This is a genomic window from Stenotrophomonas sp. NLF4-10 (genome assembly GCF_022359915.1).
GTDB classification, from domain to species: Bacteria; Pseudomonadota; Gammaproteobacteria; order Xanthomonadales; family Xanthomonadaceae; genus Stenotrophomonas; species Stenotrophomonas daejeonensis.
The window spans coordinates 2561534-2577547 of sequence record NZ_JAKSEE010000003.1 but is presented as its reverse complement, the minus strand read 5'-3'; the positions used below and the strand labels follow the sequence as shown (position 1 = coordinate 2577547).

Sequence of the window (16014 nt, the reverse complement as noted above, 5' to 3'; positions counted from 1 at the left end):
TGCCACCGTCGCGCCTGGCCCGCGACAATGCGTTGGCGGCGAAGTGCCAGCCCACGTAGGTGCCGGGCTTGCCCGGCACGGGGCGTTATCGGGGAAGGCCCCATGCGGGGCAAGCCCCGCATCCACGAAGGCGTGATACCGGCGAGTGATGGCGCGGCGAACAGGTCGAACTGCCGTGGCGTGTCCAGCACCTGCGGTGCCACCGTCGCGCCTGGCCCGCGACAATGCGCTGGTGGCGAAGTGCCAGCCCACGCAGGTGCCGGGCTCGCCCGGCACGGGGCATTGCCGGGGCAGGCCCCATGCGGGGCAAGCCCCGCATCCACGAAGGCGCGATGCCGGTGGGGGCGTCGTTACAGCAGCGACTTCATCCGGTACAGCGCTTCCAGCGCCTGCTTCGGCGTCAGCTCGTCCGGGTCGATGGCCTGCAGGGCATCCAGCGCCGCCGATGAAGGCGCGGCGAACAGGCCGAACTGCTGCGGCGCGTCCAGCGCCTGCGGCGCCACCGCCGCGCTCTGGGTTTCGCCGCCGCGCTGTTCCAGCTCCGCCAGCCGCCGCCGCGCCTGCGCCACGGTGGCCCTGGGCAGGCCGGCCAGCGCGGCCACCTGCAGGCCGAAGCTGCGGTTGGCCGGGCCGTCCTTCACCGCGTGCATGAACACCAACGTCTCGCCATGCTCGACCGCGTCCAGGTGCACGTTGGCGATACCGCTGGCGCCGCCTTCGACGCTCTCGTCGGCCAGCGCGGTCAGCTCGAAATAGTGGGTGGCGAACAGCGTGTAGCAGCGGTTGACGTGCGCCAGGTGGCGCGCCACCGCGTCGGCCAGCGCCAGGCCATCGTAGGTGGAGGTGCCGCGGCCGATCTCGTCCATCAGCACCAGCGACTGCGCGGTGGCGTGGTGCAGGATGTAGCTGGTCTCGGCCATCTCGACCATGAAGGTCGATTGGCCCTTGGCGAGGTCGTCGCCGGCGCCGATGCGGGTGAGGATGCGGTCGATCGGGCCGATCACCGCGCGGCTGGCCGGCACGAAGCTGCCGATGTGGGCCAGCAGCACGATCAGCGCGTTCTGGCGCATGTAGGTCGATTTGCCGCCCATGTTCGGGCCGGTGATGACCAGCATGCGCCGCTGCGGGTGCAGGTCCAGGTCGTTCGGTTCGAACGGCTGCTCGCGCACCGCTTCCACCACCGGGTGGCGGCCGCGCTCGATCGTCAGGCACGGCGCGGTGTCCAGCTCCGGCTGCGACCAGTCCAGCGCCTGCGCGCGCTCGGCGAAGCAGGCCAGCACGTCCAGCTCGCTCAGCGCCGCGGCGCAGCGCTTGAGCGGCTCCAGGTGCTGGCCGACACCGTCGAGCAGGCCCTCGTACAGCAGCTTCTCGCGCGACAGCGAGCGCTCGCGCGCGGACAGCACCTTGTCCTCGAAGCTCTTCAGCTCCTCGGTGATGTAGCGCTCGGCGTTGGTCAGGGTCTGGCGGCGGGTGTAGTGCACCGGCGCCTTGTCCGACTGGCCCTTGCTGATCTCGATGTAGTAGCCGTGCACGCGGTTGTAGCCGACCTTCAGCGTCGGGATGCCGCTGCTTTCGCGCTCGCGCGCTTCGAGGTCGATCAGGAACTGGTCGGCGTGGGTCGAGAGCCGGCGCAGTTCGTCCAGCTCGGCGTCGAAGCCCTCGGCAATCACGCCGCCGTCGGACAGCTTGAGCGGCGGCTGCTCGGCGATGGCGGACGCCAGCAATTGCGCGCTTTCGTCGTGCGAGCCGAGTTCGGCGCGCAGCTGTTGCAGGCGCGGCGAATCCAGCGCCTGCAACTGCGCGGCGATGGCCGGCAGCATGCCCAGACCATCGCGCAGGGTGGAGAAATCGCGCGGCCGCGCCGAGCGCAGCGCCATGCGGGTGAGGATGCGCTCGATGTCGCCGAGCGCGCGGAAGCTCTCGCGCAGGTCGGCATCCACGCCGCGGTCGATCAAGGTTGCCACTGCATGGTGGCGCTGCTGCAGCACCTCGCGCAGCCGCAGCGGGCGGTGCAGCCAGCGCCGCAGCAAACGCCCGCCCATCGGCGTGATCGTGCTGTCGAGCACGCCCAGCAGGGTGTTGCGGGTGTCGCCATCGACGCGCGTGTCCAGTTCCAGGTGGCGGCGGGTGGCGGCGTTCATCGCGATCGCCTCGCCGGCGGTTTCCATCGCGATCGCGGTCAGGTGCGGCAGGCGCTGCTTCTGGGTTTCCTCGACGTAGCCGAGCAGCGCGCCGGCCGCGGCGGTGGCGCGCGGCTTGTCGTCGATGCCGAAGCCGGACAGGTCGTGCAGCTTGAAGAAGGACAGCAACTGGCGGCGGCCGCTGTCGGCGTCGAACAGCCACGGCGCGCGACGGCGCACGCCGCTGCGCTGGCGCAGGAATTCGGGCCACTCCTCCTCGTCGGGCACCAGCAGCTCGGCCGGTTCCAGGCGCGCGAGCTCGGCTTCCAGCGCGTCGTCGGTTTCCACCTCGTTGACCAGGAAGCGGCCGCCGGCCAGGTCGGCCCACGCCAGCCCGTAGCCTTGGCGATTGCGCGACACCGCCATCAGCAGGGTGTCGCGGCGCTCGTCCAGCAGCGCCTCGTCGGTGACGGTGCCGGGGGTGACGATGCGCACCACCTTGCGCTCGACCAAGCCTTTCGCCAGCGCCGGGTCGCCGATCTGCTCGCAGATCGCCACCGACTCGCCCAGCGCCACCAGCCGTGCCAGATAGCCTTCGTAGGCATGCACCGGCACCCCGGCCATCGGGATCGGCGCGCCGGCGGAATTGCCGCGCTGGGTCAGGGTGATGTCGAGCAGCCGCGCCGCCTTGCGCGCATCGTCGTAGAACAGCTCGTAGAAGTCGCCCATGCGGAAGAACAGCAGCAGGTCCGGGTGGTCGGACTTGGCTGCGAAGTACTGCTTCATCAGCGGGGTGTGTTCGGGCTGTTTCTGGGTCACGCGTGCATCCGTCAGGGAGTTGGGGCAGGTCGCCTGCGAGCCGGTCATTGTAGGTGCAGGACGATGGGGCCACGAATCGGCAAGGGGGATGTCCCGGTGGCGGTCACGAACACCCGTTGCCCGCAACCTCCGGCATCATGCCGCGATGACCGCCACCCCCGCATCGCTGCCGCTCACCCGCATGGCCATCGCCCGCAGGGCGTGGCCGATCATCCTCGCCAATGCCTCGGTGCCGCTGCTGGGGCTGGTGGACACGGCGGTGATCGGCCACTTCGGCGGCACGGCGGACCTCGGCGCGCTGGCGCTGGGGGCGTTGCTGTTCAATTTCGTCTACTGGAGCTTCGGTTTCCTGCGCATGGCGACCACCGGGTTCGTGGCGCAGGCGGCCGGCGCCGGGGACGAGGCGGAGGTGCGCGCGGCGCTGCTGCGGCCGTTGCTGATGGGGCTGGCGCTGGGTGTGGCGGTGTGGCTGCTGCAATGGCCGCTGGCGGCCGGCTATTTCAGGTTGATGGATGCCGGCGACGCGGTGGCGGCGACCGGCTCGGCCTACTTTCGCGCGCGGGTGTGGGGCGCGCCGGCGGCGCTGGCGCTATACGCGCTGTGCGGGGCGCTGATCGGACTGGGGTATAGCCGCACGCTGCTGGCGGTGCAGTTGCTGCTCAACGGGCTCAACGCCGGGCTGGACGTGTATTTCGCCGGGGTGCTGGGCTGGGGCGCGCACGGCATCGGCCTGGGCACGGCGATTGCCGAGTGGAGCACCTGCGTGGTTGCCGCGGTGGCAGTGTGGCGGGTGCTGCGCGGCCGCCACCGCGATGCCGGGCCGTTCCTGCCGTGGGCGCGCATCGGCGACCGCGCGCGGCTGCGGCGCACGCTGGCGGCCAATGGCGACATCATGCTGCGCACGCTGTGCCTGCTGGCCGGCTTCGGCCTGTTCGCGCGGCAGGGCACGGCGCTGGGCGATGCGACGCTGGCGGCCAACCACCTGCTGCTGCAACTGGTGTCGTTCAGCGCGTTCTTCCTCGACGGCTTCGCCTTCGTCGCCGAGGCGCTGGTCGGCGCGGCGGTGGGGGCGAACGACCGGGCGCGCTTCCGCCATGCGGTGCGGTTGTCCAGCGAGTTGGCGCTGGCCACCGCGGTATTGCTGGCGGCCGGGCTGTGGCTGGGCGGCGGCGTGCTGGTGGGCCTGCTGACCTCGCTGCAGGAGGTGGCGGCGCTGGCGCGGGCGCACCTGCCGTGGGCGGCGCTGTACGTGCTGCTGTCGGTGGCCGCGTTCCAGCTCGACGGGGTGTTCATCGGCGCCACCCGCACGCGGGAGATGCGCAATGCCGGGGTGGCGTCGCTGGCGGTGTTCGCGCTGTGCGCGTGGCCGGCCACGGCGGCGTGGGGCAACCACGGGCTGTGGGCGGCGTTCGTGCTGTTCGTGGTGGCACGGGCGCTGGCGCTGCTGCCGTACTACCGCGCGCTGGCGCGGTCGCCGGGCATCGCGACGCCATGTTCAGGCGCATGCGGCGACGATGCGACCGCCACCGAGCGCCGGCCTCCTTCGTGAAACCCCAACGCCTGCTCCCGCTGATCGTCGCCACCGCCCTGTTCATCGAGAACATGGATTCCACGGCGATCTCCACCTCGCTGCCGCAGATCGCCGTCGATCTGGGCACCGAGCCGATCGCGCTGAAGCTGGCCTTGACCACCTACATGCTGGCGCTGGCGGTGTTCATCCCGGTCAGCGGCTGGGTGGCGGACCGGTTCGGCGCGCGGCGCATCTTCGTCGCCGCCATCGCGGTATTCCTGCTCGGTTCGCTGGGCTGCGCGGCCAGCAACGGGCTGGGGCAACTGGTGGCCGGGCGCTTCGTGCAGGGCATGGGCGGGGCGATGATGGTGCCGGTGGGGCGGCTGGTGCTGTTGCGCACCATCGACAAGGCCGAGCTGGTGCGCGCGCTGAGCTGGCTGACCGTCCCGGCGATGCTCGGGCCGATGCTGGGGCCGGTGCTGGGCGGGGCGATCACCACCTACGCGCACTGGCGTTTCATCTTCCTGATCAACCTGCCGATGGGCGCGCTGGGCATGTGGCTGGCGTGGCGGCACGTGCCGGAGCTGCGGCAGGTGGTGGGGCCGCTGGATTCGCGCGGCTTCCTGTTGTCGGCCGGCGGGTTGGCGCTGGCGATGTTCGGGCTGTCGGCGGTCGGGCGCGGGCTGGCGCCGGCGCCGGTGATCGGCGGCTGCATGATCGTCGGCGTGCTGCTGCTGGCGCTGTACGTGCGGCATGCGCGCCACCACCCGCATCCGCTGCTGCGGCTGGACCTGTTCCGCATCCCCACCTACCGCGCCGGGGTGCTGGGCGGCTCGCTGTTCCGGGTCGGCATCGGCGCCACGCCGTTCCTGCTGCCGCTGATGCTGCAGCTGGGCTTCGGCTTCAACCCGCTGCACTCGGGGTTGGTGACCTTCACCTCCACCGCCGGGGCGATGCTGATGAAGACGCTGGCGCCGCGCATCCTGCACGCCACCGGCTTCCGCCCGGTGCTGGTCTGGAACGGGCTGGTGGCGGCGCTGGCGATGTGCCTGTTCGGGCTGTTCCGCGCCGATACGCCGTACTGGCTGATGGTCGGCGTGCTGCTCGCCAGCGGTTGCCTGCGTTCGTTGCAGTTCACCAGCATCAACGCGATCGCCTATGCCGACATCGACCAGGCCTCGATGAGCCAGGCCAGCAGCCTGACCGCGATGGCCCAGCAGGTGGCATTGGCGCTGGGCGTGACCCTGGGCGGCTATGCGCTGAGCCTGTCCACCGCGCTCAGCGGCCGTCCCGATGGCGACCCGCTCAACTTCACCTTCGCCTTCCTCGGCGTCGGCGTGATCTCGGCGCTGTCGGTGCTGGAGATGCGCCGGTTGGCGCCGGACGCCGGTGCGGAGATGGCCGGACACGCGCAGGCCGGGCGCGAGGTGAGCGAGCCGAAGGTGGAGGCGCGGCCGCAGGCGTGAGCGGGGCGTTGCCGGGTGGAGTGGATGCCCGGCGTGGCCTCAGTCCGATGTCGCCTCGTCGATGCGCACCAGCAGCAGGTCGAGGTCGGTTTCGGCCTTGACCGAATGCGCCTCACCCGGCGCCATGTGCAGCACCTGACGCTCGTGCAGCGCCACCTGTCCGGTGCCGAAGCCGAAGCTGCCGCGGCCGGCGAGCACCACTACCAGCACCCGCTCCGGCGCCGAATGCGCGGGCATCGCGGTGCCGGCCTTGAGCTGCAGCTGCATCACCCGGGTGGCGCCGTATTGGCCGATGGGCGTGACCTTGCGTTCGCTGGCGCCATCGGCCGGTGGCGCGAGGTCGGCCAGGCGTGGGCTTGGCGACGGGATTGCCGGTGGTTCGTGTGCGGTGGCGGGCACGAGTGCGGTTGCGGCCAGGACGGCAAGCAGCAGGGACAGGCGGGTTTTCATGGGTGTTCTCCGTGGTATCCGGGATTGCGGAGGGTGCCGGCGAGCACATCGTGCCCCTCGACCTGGTAGCGCTGCCAGAAGCGCCGGGCGATCAGCGTCGCGCGGGCATCGGCTTCGGCCTGCATCGCCGGGTTGCCCGATTCGGCGGTGGTCCGTGCGAACAGCTGCAGCCAGCGTTCGAACAGCGCCAGGCTCAGGCCCGGCAGCGCCATGTGCCGCGGCATCGGTGCACCGCTGAAGCGGCGGGTGCCGCGCAGCATCGCCGACCAGAAATCCACGAGGTGGGCCAGGTGTGCATCCCAGTCGTGCACGTGCCGGTCGAACACCGGCCCGAGCAGTGGATCGTGGCGCACGCGCGCATAGAAGCCGTGCACGAGGAGGACGACCTCCTCCTCGCTGCAGCACGGGACCGGGGCCGAAGCCGGTGGCTGGACTGCGTGCATGGCCGTTCAGAACCGCCAGGTGAAGCCGACCGTGCCGTTGCGGCCCACGCCCTGCAGGAACCCCGGCTGCGCCAGCGTGCCCACGTTGCGGATCACGTAGCTGCTGGCGTAGCGGCGGTCGGTGAGGTTGTCGGCGTGCACGAATACCGACCAGCGGCCATCGGCGGCGGTGTAGTCCACGCGGAAGCCGAGCAGCGCGTAGCCGTCCTGGTAGATCTCGCGGGTGTTGGCATGGTCGGTCGGGGTATCGCGCGGCAGCCAGCGCACGTTTGGACCGATGCGCCAGCCGCCGGCGCTCCACAGCAGTTCGGCGCTGAGCATGTGCTCGGGCACGCCGGCGATGCGGTTGCCGGCGAACTGGCCGCCGTCGAAGCTGAAGTCGCTCCAGGTCCAGGCCAGCCGGTAGTCCAGCGTGCCGGCATCGGCCAGGGGCAGGCGGCCGTCCAGCCCCGCTTCCACGCCTTGGTGGGTGGTGCCGGCGGCGTAGTTGTAGGTGCCGGTGCGGCTGCCGGTGTCGTCCACCATCGACATCAGTTCGTCGTCGACCTTGCTGCGGTAGGCCACCAGCGACCAGTTCATGCCGCCATCGCCACCGATGCGGCCGTCGGCGCCGAGCTCGAGGGTGTCGGCGCTCTGCACCCGCAGCCGCAGCAGGCTGGCCTGCGCGGCGGCCGGGTTGTTCGCCGGGGCCTCGGCGGCGGCGATTTCCCACCAGGTCGGCACCTCGTTGCTGCGGCTGAGGTTGGCGAACAGGCGCAGGCCGTCGCGCGGCTGCCAGATCGCGCCGACGCGCGGGCTGGCGTGGGTGTAGCGCTGGTCCAGGCCGCCGCCGTTGACCAGGTCGGTGGCGTTGCGTTCGGCCCGGCTCCACTTGCTTTCGGCCAGCAGGCGCAGGCTGCCGCCGGCCTGCCAGCCCAGCGCGGCCACCACGTCCAGGCTGGAGGCGTCGAGGTCGTAATGGCCGAAGCGCTGCAGGCGGGTGCCGTTGGCCGGGTTGTTGGCGTAGAAGTCGCGGGCGGTGGTGCCGGCGGTGTACGACGCGCCAAGACGATAGTCCAGGGCCCCGTGCGTGCCGCGCCACTGGTACTGCGTGCCCCAGGTGTCCGAATCGCTGACGTTGTGCGTGGTGGGGTTCTTGAACAGGTCCTCGGTGTCCTGCCACCACAGGCCCAGCGTGTGCCGCGAATCGTCGGCACCCCATTCGGAGGCGTTGGCGATGCGCCGCTGGCGGGTGTCGCGCAGCGGGTCGCGCAGGTAGACGTTGGCGAGCTTGTCCTGCGGCGTGTCGCCATCGCCCATCACCCCGCGCGGGTCGCTGTGGATGCGTTCCTTGGGCACCACGTTGGGGATGTGGAAGAACAGGTCGGTCCACGACACCCAGGTGCGGTTGCTGAAGGTGTCGCCGGCGCGCCAGCCGCTGTTGAAATGGACGGCGTCGCGCTTGCCGTCGGCATGGTGGCGGTAGCCGTCGTATTCGTCGTGGCTGCTGCCGAGCCACCAGTCGGCGCGCTCGTTGCTGCCGCCCCAGGCCAGTTGCCCGCCGCGGCGGCCGTCGCTGCCGCCCTCCAGCCGCAGCCGGCCGCGTTCGTCGGCACCGTTGAGGCTGTAGAAATCGACCTCGCCGCCGAGCGTGGTGGCGCCGGGGCTGAGCGCGTTGGCGCCGCGGCGGGCGCTGATGAAGGCGGCGTTGCGCTGTTCCAGCAGGCCGATCACGAACGAGCCGTCGGCCTCGTTGAGCGGGATGCCGTCCTGCAGCAGCAACACGCCACGGTTGACCGGATTGCTCTGGATGCCCGAGCCGCGGATGTTCAGGCGCGGCTGGTCGATGCCGCCGAAGAATTCCTGCAGGACGATGCCCGGCTGGTAGTCCAGCGCATCGCGCAGCGTCGCCTGGCGGCCGGCCTTGCGCAGGTCCACCAGGTTGGTGCCGCCGGGCACGCGCTGCAGCCGCGCGCGTTCGTCGGCCACGCTGGGGGCCACCGGCGTGGTGTCGCGGCGGCCCAACACGGTGATGCGGTCCAGGTCGACTGCATCGGCGGCGGTTTCCGCGACGGCCAGAGCGGGAGTGACGACCAGCGCGGCGGCGATGGCGAGGGCGAGCGGGGAGGCGGGGAAGGTCATGGCGGAGCCTGTCGGAGCGGGAGGAAAGGGGTTACCAGCCGAGGTGGAACATCAGCTTGGCCAGCAGGACGATGCCGACCATGTGGCTGAACACGCTCAGGTGGATGCGCTTGAACGCGGTTGAGGCCAGCCGGCCCTTGCCGCGCAGGCGCATGGCGTAGAGGAAGTGGCCGAACACGCTCAGCGCGAGCACGATCTTCAGCGTCAGCATCAGCGCGAAGCTGTCCTGCAGCGGGTGCGCGAGCAGGCTGCGGTAGCGCCAGGCCATGCCCAGCCCGCTGCCGTACAGCACCGCCAGCACCCACGGCATCAATTGCCGCGCACGGGCGCCGATGCCGACCTCGATCTGGTGCATCACGTTGCGCGGCACGCGCTTGCGCACGTTCTCCAGGATCAGAACCTCGAAGAACACGGTGCCGACGAAGACGAAGGCGGCGAACAGGTGCAGGACGTGGAACAGGGCGTAGTGGTTCATGGCGTGCTCGCTTGCCGCGGGGCGGCTGGCTGGGGGAAAAGGGGAATGACGGCGGCTTCGGCGTTGGGGACGGCGGGGCACGGCAGTGCGCAGGGCAGCAGCCGGCCGTGCTCCAGCCGCAGGCAGCGGTCCACCCGCTCGGCCAGTTCCCGCGGGTGGTGGCTGACGCACAGCAGGGCGGCGCCGGTGCGCGCCAGCTCGGCATCGCACAGCGCACCCAGCTCGCGGCGCAGGGCCGGGTCGAGCGCGGCGAAGGGTTCGTCCAGCAGCAACAGGTCCGGCGCGGTGGCGAACGCGCGCGCCAGCGCGACCCGCTGCGCCATGCCGCCGGACAACTGCCGCGGCCAGGCATCGGCACGTTCGGCCAGGCCCATGCGTTGCAGCCATTGGCTGGCGAGGCGCCGCGCGCCGGCCTTGTCGTGGCCGGCCGCATGCAGCGGGATGCACAGGTTGTCGAGCACGCTGCGCCACGGCAGCAGGCGCGGTTCCTGGAAGGCCATGCAGGTGCGTGCGAAGCGGTTGCCGACACGTCCCGACGCCGGCGCCAGCAGGCCGGCGGCCAGCTTCAGCAGGCTGCTCTTGCCGGTGCCGCTGGGGCCGACCAGGCCCACCCGCTCGCCCGGCGCGATGCGCAGCGCCACGCCGTCCAGCACCCGCTGGCCGCCGCGTTCGAGCACCACCCGGTCGAACTCAAGCATCGCCGGCTTCCCGGTGCATGGCCGGTGCGTCTTCCTGCCAGCGGGTGAGCCGGCGTTGCAGCGGCCGCAGCAGGCCCAGTTCCAGTAGCGCCACCAGCCCCAGCACCAGTACCACCCATGCGTACAGCTCGCCGCTGTCGAAGGTGCTGCGGGCGTTGGCGAGGGCGAAGCCGGCGCCGTCCATCGCCCCGAGCACCTCGGCCATCACCACCAGTCGCACGCCGCCGCAGGTGGCCACCAGCAGCGCCGCGCACAACGGCGGCGCCAGCGCCGGCAGCACCACGTGGCGCAGCCGCCGCCACGCGCCAAAGCGATACACCCGCGCCATTTCCAGCAGCGCCGGATCGACCAGTAGCAGGCCCTTGAGCGTGTTCACGTACATGCCCGGTGCCAGCAGCACCACGGCGATGAACACCACCATCGTCGTGCCCATGCCGAACCACAGCATCGCCAGCACCACCACGATTACCCCCGGCACCGACATCAGCAGCCAGCGCAGCGGTTCGAGCACCGCGCGCAGGCGCGGATGGCGGCCGGCGAGCAGGCCCAGCAGCAGGCCGAGCGCGATGCCCAGGCCCACGCCGCAGGCCACGCGCAGCAGGCTGGCCGCGGCGTGGTGCAGGAAGGCGGCGCTGCCGGCCAGCGCGAGCAGCGCACGCAGGGTCTGCAAGGGCGTGGCCATCAGCAGCGGCCCCAGGCGCATGGCCACCAGCTGCCAGCCGATGCCGAGCGCGAGCACGCCCAGCGCCGACCACAGCGCCAGTTCGCGCGGGGAGGGCGGGTGCCGGATCATGGGCCGTAGAACGCCGGGTCAGGGAGGCGGCCGCCGACCGCCTCGGGCTGGCTGGCGAGGATCAGCCGGTACAGCGCTTCCAGCTGCGGCCGCACCTGCGCGGTGGGCAGGCCGTCGAGGCGGGTGACCCGGATTGACTCTTCCAGCGCCGGCAGCGGCATGTGCGGCAGGTGGCGCCGGGCCAGCGCCGCGCAGGCCGGCGGATCATCCTTGCACCAGCGCGAAGCCTCGGCATAGGCGGCGACGATGGCTTGCGCCAGCGCGGTGTCGGCGGCGCGCGGGGCGGCGGCCATGACCCCGGCCTGCGGCAGTTCCGGCTGCTGCGGGAAGCGCAGCGCCCACGCCGCTTCCAGGCTCTGTACCCGATACAGCGGCGCGCCACCCTCGTTGCGGTTGCGTTGCAGCAGCAACGAGGCGGTCGGCTCGGGCAGCACCGCGTGGTCGGCCTGCCCGGCGAGCATCAACGCGACCGCATCCAGCGCGTCGCGGGCCTGGCGCAGCTGCAGGTCGTGGCCCGGCTCCAGCCCCTGCGCGGCGTACAGCTCGTGCAGGGCGATGGCGCCCATGTCGCGCCGGAACGGGGTCAGCAGGGTGCGCCCGCGCAGGTCGCCGAAGTCGCGTACCTGCGGGTCGCGGCTGACCAGCCACAGCAGACCCCAGACCGACACGTTGAGCAGGCGCACCGGCTCGCCGCGGTTGGCCATCAGCGCCGGCAGGTTGGCCGGGGTGGCGCTGTAGTCGACCTCGCCGCGGGCCAGCATCACCCGCAACTGGTCGGCGCTCTGCCACAGCCGGAACTCGGCCGGCAGCACGCGCCCGTCCACCGTCACCCCGACCTCGGCCATGCGCATCAGCGGGAAGCTGACCACCGCGCCGGGGCCGGCCAGCCGCAGGGGTTCATCGGTTGGTTCCGGCGCGCTGGCAGCGGCGGCCGGCGCCTGCGGAGCGCCGCAGGCGGCCAACAGCAGGGCCAGCAGCAGGACAAGGACCGTGGTGCCGGAGCGGGACGCAGCGATTCGGCAAATAAGAAGTATTCTCATGCGGCCATGTTCGTGCCGACCGCCCCTGCCACCAATGACATAAATCAAGCCGCGCCCAATAGGCCGCCGACGGTGGCCGATGCGCTGCGCGAACACCCGCTGTTCCGCGAACTGCGACCCGACACCGGGCAGCGCCTGCTGGAGGCGGCCGCGCCACTGCGGCTGGCGGCCGGGCAGTGGCTGTTCCGCGAGGGCGATGTGGCGCGGCACTGCCTGCTGGTGTTGGCCGGGCGGGTCGAGGTGCTGCGCATGGGCCAGGACGGCGAGGAGCGCGTCTACAGCCTGTACGGCCCCGGCCAGCTGGTGGCCGAGGCGGCCATGTTCATGCCGCACGGCCGCTATCCGATGGGGGCACGCGCGCAGGCGCCGCTGCTGGCGCTGCGCTTGCCGCGGCAGGCGCTGCGGCAGGCCTGCAATGCCGATCCGGGGCTGGCGCTGCGGATGCTGGAATGGCTGGGCGAACGGGTCTACCAGCGCACCAACGAGATCGACTGGCTCACCGGCAGCTCGGCCGCGCAGCGGCTGGCCGCCTACCTGCTGTCGCTGCGCCGGCCCGGCGAGCCGCGCCGGGTGCGCCTGCCGCTGCAGGTCCGGCAGGTCGCCGCGCGCCTCGGCGTGCGCCCGGAAACGCTGAGCCGGCTGTTGTCCGACTGGCAGCGCGCCGGCCACCTGCGCGGGCAGCAGCGGGATTGGGAAATCCTCGACCCGGAGTACCTGGCCGACCTGGCCAGCGCGTCGCGCAGGAGCTTCTGAGCGGGGCCGCGTGGCGCCAGCCCCGGCTGTTTTCCCGTCAGTCCTCCAGCCCCGCTCGCCCCTCGGCCAGCGGCACCCGGCTGCCGTCGAGCAGGCCGCGGCTGAGCCTGCCGTCCTCGATGAACAGCAGTTCGCCGTTCTCGCCGTTCTTGATGCTGCTGTCGATGGCGACGACGCGGCCGCCGTGGAAGCTGCTCACGTGCGGCATCGAGGTATGGCCGACGACGATGCGTTGCAGGCCCAGCCGGTCCAGCACCTCCTGCACGCCGGCGCTGTCGAGGCGGCCGTCGAAATAGCCGCGGTACCAGATCGGGCTGGTCTTGCCGTCGTACAGCGGCGCGGTGGCCGGGTCGGCCTTGACCTCGGCCTTCGGCCGGCCCAGCGAGGCCCGGTAGGCGGCATTGGTGGCGGCAGGTTCCAGCGCCAGTTGCAGCGCCTCGGGCGCGATGCCGCCATGCAGGAACAGGGTGTCGCCGATGCGCAGCAGCACCGGGCGGGTGCGCAGCCATTGCCCGATCACCGAATCGGCGCCGTACAACTGCGGGTAGCTGCGGCCCAGCAGCTGCGCGCTGCGCAGGTACTTGGGGTTGACGTAGCGCAGGTCGTCGTACAGCACCATCGTCTCGTGGTTGCCGAGCACGAAATGCACCGCGCCGCCGGCCGCGGCCGCCTGCTGCTGCAGGCCGTACAGCAGCCAGAACGCCTCGGTGACCTGCGGGCCGCGGTCGAACACGTCGCCGGCCACCACCAGCGTATCGCCACCCAGCGCCCAGCGGTCCGCGTCGTCGATGACGTGGTGGGCGCGCAGCAGCTTCACCAGCAGGCCGTACTGGCCGTGGATGTCGGATACGGCGACGATGCGCGCCGCCGCCGGCAGCACCGCGGCCGCAGCGGTGGCCGCGGCTGGCACCCGCACGGCGTGGGCATAGCCGCATTGCGGGGCCACCGTGGCGACGTCGCCGGCTTCCAGTTCGCGTTCGACCACCCGGTCGTCGCACACCCAGCGCGCGTGCAGCTGCGTGCCATCGCGGAACAGGTAGGGACCATCGGCATCGACGTGCGCGGCCGGCTCGGCGACCTCGCGCGCATGCAGCGTGGCGGTCGCGCACGGCAGGGCGAAGGGCAGCAGCGTGAGCAGCAGGGCAGGCAGGCGGCGCATGGGCGGGCTCGTGGGACCGGAAGGCCTGCGATGGTAGCCAGCGCCCGCCGCCGTGTTGTGTGGCATGGGTCATGCCCGCGCATGGGTGACAGCCGCGGCGGGCACCGACATCATCGTGGCGCTGGTGCAGCGTGATGGAGTGGAAAGGATGAAGTCGCCGGGAGTGATGGTGGGGGCGGGGCGGTGATCAGCGCCGGGCCGTTTCCGTTGATGGCGCTGATCGCGGTGCTTGCCGCGCTGGTCGGCTGGGCATTCGCGCGCGCGCTGGTGCCCGCGGCCAGCGGCCTGCGCGGCCGTGCCGGCGCGGTGGTGCTGGATGCGCTGCTGCTGGGCGTGCTGGGCGCGCGCGTCGCGCATGTCGTGCTGCATGCGCCGGATTACCTTGCCGGGCCGCTGGCCATCATCCGCCTTGGCGACGGTGGCTACCTGCCGTGGGCCGGCGTGGCCGTCGCGCTTGCATACGCGCTGTGGGCGACGCGCCGGCAGCTGCCGCGCAAGCCGGTGCTGCTGGGCCTGTTCGCCAGCGGTGCGCTGTGGCTGGTGGCGGCGATGGCCGTGTTCGCGGTGCAGCGCTCGACCATCGCGCTGCCGCTGGACGTGGCGCTGGCCGACGTACACGGCAAGGCGGTGCCGTTGTCGGCGCATGCCGGCAAGCCGCTGGTGCTCAACCTGTGGGCCAGCTGGTGTGGCCCATGCCGGCGCGAGATGCCGGCCCTGGTGGAGGCGCAGCGCGCGCATCCGCAGATCGGCTTCGTGTTCGCCAACCAAGGCGAGGAGATGGCCGACGTCGCCGCTTATCTCGCCGAAACGCGGCTGGAAGCCGACAACGTGCTGCTGGATGCCGATTCGCTGCTGATGCAGCGCACCGGCGCCCGCGCGCTGCCGACCACGTTGTTCTTCGGCGGCGACGGCCGCCTGCGCGGCGTGCACATGGGCGAGCTGTCGCGCGCCGGCCTGCAGGCGCGGCTGCGCGAACTGGAGTGAGCCGGCGGCGGGCGATGTAATAGTCTCCGCGCCCGCCGCATGGCTAAGCTGGCCGCGTTCCACGGAGCCTGCCGATGAGCCACGACCACAACCACCTGCCCGCCGAGATCCGCCACGAGAAGCCGCTGTGGTGGGCACTGGCGCTGACCGCCTCCTATCTTGTGGTGGAAGTGGTCGGTGCGTTCTGGAGCAACAGCCTGGCGCTGTTGTCCGATGCCGCGCACATGGCCACCGATACCGTCGCGCTGGTGATCGCGCTGACCGCGGTGCGGCTGGCGCGGCGCCCGCCCGATGCCCGCCGCAGCTACGGCTACGCGCGGCTGGAGGCGCTGGGCGCCTGCGTCAACGGCCTGCTGCTGTTCGCGGTGGGGCTGTACATCCTGTGGGAAGCGGCCGAGCGCTTCCGCGCGCCGCAGCCGGTCGTCGCCAGCGGCATGCTGTGGGTGGCCGGCTTCGGCCTGCTGGTGAACCTGATCGCGATGCGCCTGCTCAGCGCCGGCAGCGGCGAGAGCCTCAACGTCAAGGGCGCCTACCTGGAAGTGTGGAGCGACATGCTCGGCTCGCTGGTGGTGATCGTCGCCGCGCTGGTCATCCGCGTCACCGGCTGGACCCTGGTCGATCCCATCCTCGCGGTGCTGATCGGCCTGTGGGTGCTGCCGCGCACCTGGGTGCTGCTGCGCGAGGCGGTCAACGTGCTGCTCGAAGGCGTGCCCAAGGGCATCGTGCTGGCCGAGGTGGATGCGGCCATGCGCGGCCAGCCCGGGGTGGCCGACGTGCACGACCTGCACGTGTGGGCGCTGGCCTCGAACCGCCCGGCATTGACCGCGCACGTGGTGGCCGCCGCGGGCGAGGATGCCGACGCGCTGCGCCGGCAGCTGGCGGGGCTGCTGCACGAACGCTTCGCCATCGACCACGCCACCTTGCAGGTCGAGGGCGACCATTGCGGTGACGTCGGCCATTGCAGCGGGCATGACCACCACGGCCATCATCATCACGACCACGGCCATTGAACGACCGTCGGGGACGCAGAGCTCAAGCATCGTGGATGCGGGGCTCGCCCCGCATGGAGCTTTCCCGAAGAAGCCCCATGCCGGGCAAGCCCGGCACCCACGGAGCCTCTTGTAGATGCGGGGCTTGCCCCGCATGGAGCCTTCCCGATGAAGCCCCGTGCCGGGCAAGCCCG

14 protein-coding genes are annotated in these 16014 nt (G+C 71.8%); 5 read left to right on the top strand and 9 right to left on the bottom strand.

Annotated elements, in window-relative coordinates; translation table 11 throughout:
* Nucleotides 1–350: 350 nt before the first annotated feature.
* Entirely contained in the window at nt 351–2906 is a 2556-nt protein-coding gene (gene mutS / locus MIC98_RS12110) for a DNA mismatch repair protein MutS (protein WP_239738167.1), read from the bottom strand.
* 178 nt (nt 2907–3084) lie between these two features.
* Between mutS and MIC98_RS12105 the strand changes: the two genes are divergently transcribed.
* Nucleotides 3085–4488 carry an MATE family efflux transporter gene (locus MIC98_RS12105; protein ID WP_083490180.1) on the top strand — a complete coding sequence of 468 codons (1404 nt, stop codon included), beginning with the start codon at nt 3085–3087 and terminating at the stop codon, nt 4486–4488.
* A complete protein-coding gene (locus MIC98_RS12100; RefSeq protein ID WP_057641570.1) occupies nt 4485–5915 on the top strand; it encodes an MFS transporter in 1431 nt (476 codons plus the stop codon). Before MIC98_RS12105 ends, MIC98_RS12100 begins: the two co-directional genes overlap by 4 nt.
* Before the next feature lie 39 nt (nt 5916–5954).
* Here MIC98_RS12100 and MIC98_RS12095 read toward each other — a convergent pair whose 3' ends face one another.
* From MIC98_RS12095 to MIC98_RS12065, 7 genes are read right to left on the bottom strand one after another with little or no spacing between them, the layout of a single operon-like run.
* Nucleotides 5955–6365, bottom strand: coding sequence for an AraC family ligand binding domain-containing protein (locus MIC98_RS12095; RefSeq protein WP_239737351.1), 411 nt, complete (start codon nt 6363–6365; stop codon nt 5955–5957).
* A complete protein-coding gene (locus tag MIC98_RS12090; protein WP_239737350.1) occupies nt 6362–6808 on the bottom strand; it encodes a group III truncated hemoglobin in 447 nt (148 codons plus the stop codon). Before MIC98_RS12090 ends, MIC98_RS12095 begins: the two co-directional genes overlap by 4 nt.
* Nucleotides 6809–6814: 6 nt before the next feature.
* Nucleotides 6815–8929 carry a TonB-dependent receptor gene (locus MIC98_RS12085; protein WP_239737349.1) on the bottom strand — a complete coding sequence of 705 codons (2115 nt, stop codon included), beginning with the start codon at nt 8927–8929 and terminating at the stop codon, nt 6815–6817.
* Between the two features lie 31 nt (nt 8930–8960).
* Nucleotides 8961–9404 (bottom strand): hypothetical protein, encoded by a 444-nt coding sequence (locus MIC98_RS12080; RefSeq protein ID WP_057641566.1) that lies wholly within the window; start codon nt 9402–9404, stop codon nt 8961–8963.
* On the bottom strand, nt 9401–10102 hold the full coding sequence (locus MIC98_RS12075; protein WP_239737348.1) for an ATP-binding cassette domain-containing protein: 702 nt from the start codon (nt 10100–10102) through the stop codon (nt 9401–9403). The genes MIC98_RS12080 and MIC98_RS12075 overlap by 4 nt, the downstream gene beginning before the upstream one ends.
* Nucleotides 10095–10895 (bottom strand): ABC transporter permease subunit, encoded by an 801-nt coding sequence (locus tag MIC98_RS12070; RefSeq protein ID WP_239737347.1) that lies wholly within the window; start codon nt 10893–10895, stop codon nt 10095–10097. Before MIC98_RS12070 ends, MIC98_RS12075 begins: the two co-directional genes overlap by 8 nt.
* Nucleotides 10892–11935: a hypothetical protein gene (locus MIC98_RS12065; protein ID WP_239737346.1), complete on the bottom strand. Its 1044-nt coding sequence runs from the start codon at nt 11933–11935 to the stop codon at nt 10892–10894. The genes MIC98_RS12070 and MIC98_RS12065 overlap by 4 nt, the downstream gene beginning before the upstream one ends.
* 6 nt (nt 11936–11941) lie before the next feature.
* Here MIC98_RS12065 and MIC98_RS12060 point away from each other — a divergent pair, with 6 nt between their 5' ends.
* Nucleotides 11942–12688, top strand: coding sequence for a Crp/Fnr family transcriptional regulator (locus MIC98_RS12060; protein ID WP_239737345.1), 747 nt, complete (start codon nt 11942–11944; stop codon nt 12686–12688).
* A 37-nt stretch (nt 12689–12725) separates the two neighbouring features.
* Here the strand turns inward: MIC98_RS12060 and MIC98_RS12055 are convergent, their stop codons facing one another.
* Nucleotides 12726–13847: a metallophosphoesterase gene (locus tag MIC98_RS12055; protein WP_239737344.1), complete on the bottom strand. Its 1122-nt coding sequence runs from the start codon at nt 13845–13847 to the stop codon at nt 12726–12728.
* Nucleotides 13848–14057: 210 nt separating this feature from the next.
* On the opposite strand from MIC98_RS12055, the gene MIC98_RS12050 reads away from it, so the two are divergent.
* Nucleotides 14058–14831, top strand: coding sequence for a TlpA disulfide reductase family protein (locus tag MIC98_RS12050; RefSeq protein WP_239737343.1), 774 nt, complete (start codon nt 14058–14060; stop codon nt 14829–14831).
* A gap of 74 nt (nt 14832–14905) precedes the next feature.
* On the top strand, nt 14906–15841 hold the full coding sequence (locus tag MIC98_RS12045) for a cation diffusion facilitator family transporter (protein ID WP_239737342.1): 936 nt from the start codon (nt 14906–14908) through the stop codon (nt 15839–15841).
* Nucleotides 15842–16014: the final 173 nt, after the last annotated feature.

What these genes read in the sequence shown, in the direction of transcription:
- MIC98_RS12095 (WP_239737351.1), bottom strand. Translation starts at nt 6,365, where the DNA reads ATGAAAACCCGCCTGTCCCTGCTGCTTGCCGTCCTGGCCGCAACCGCA.
- MIC98_RS12105 (WP_083490180.1), top strand. Translation starts at nt 3,085, where the DNA reads ATGACCGCCACCCCCGCATCGCTGCCGCTCACCCGCATGGCCATCGCC.
- MIC98_RS12080 (WP_057641566.1), bottom strand. Translation starts at nt 9,404, where the DNA reads ATGAACCACTACGCCCTGTTCCACGTCCTGCACCTGTTCGCCGCCTTC.
- MIC98_RS12055 (WP_239737344.1), bottom strand. Translation starts at nt 13,847, where the DNA reads ATGCGCCGCCTGCCTGCCCTGCTGCTCACGCTGCTGCCCTTCGCCCTG.
- MIC98_RS12045 (WP_239737342.1), top strand. Translation starts at nt 14,906, where the DNA reads ATGAGCCACGACCACAACCACCTGCCCGCCGAGATCCGCCACGAGAAG.
- MIC98_RS12090 (WP_239737350.1), bottom strand. Translation starts at nt 6,808, where the DNA reads ATGCACGCAGTCCAGCCACCGGCTTCGGCCCCGGTCCCGTGCTGCAGC.
- MIC98_RS12085 (WP_239737349.1), bottom strand. Translation starts at nt 8,929, where the DNA reads ATGACCTTCCCCGCCTCCCCGCTCGCCCTCGCCATCGCCGCCGCGCTG.
- mutS (WP_239738167.1), bottom strand. Translation starts at nt 2,906, where the DNA reads ATGAAGCAGTACTTCGCAGCCAAGTCCGACCACCCGGACCTGCTGCTG.
- MIC98_RS12070 (WP_239737347.1), bottom strand. Translation starts at nt 10,895, where the DNA reads ATGATCCGGCACCCGCCCTCCCCGCGCGAACTGGCGCTGTGGTCGGCG.
- MIC98_RS12075 (WP_239737348.1), bottom strand. Translation starts at nt 10,102, where the DNA reads ATGCTTGAGTTCGACCGGGTGGTGCTCGAACGCGGCGGCCAGCGGGTG.
- MIC98_RS12060 (WP_239737345.1), top strand. Translation starts at nt 11,942, where the DNA reads ATGTTCGTGCCGACCGCCCCTGCCACCAATGACATAAATCAAGCCGCG.
- MIC98_RS12065 (WP_239737346.1), bottom strand. Translation starts at nt 11,935, where the DNA reads ATGAGAATACTTCTTATTTGCCGAATCGCTGCGTCCCGCTCCGGCACC.
- MIC98_RS12050 (WP_239737343.1), top strand. Translation starts at nt 14,058, where the DNA reads ATGGCGCTGATCGCGGTGCTTGCCGCGCTGGTCGGCTGGGCATTCGCG.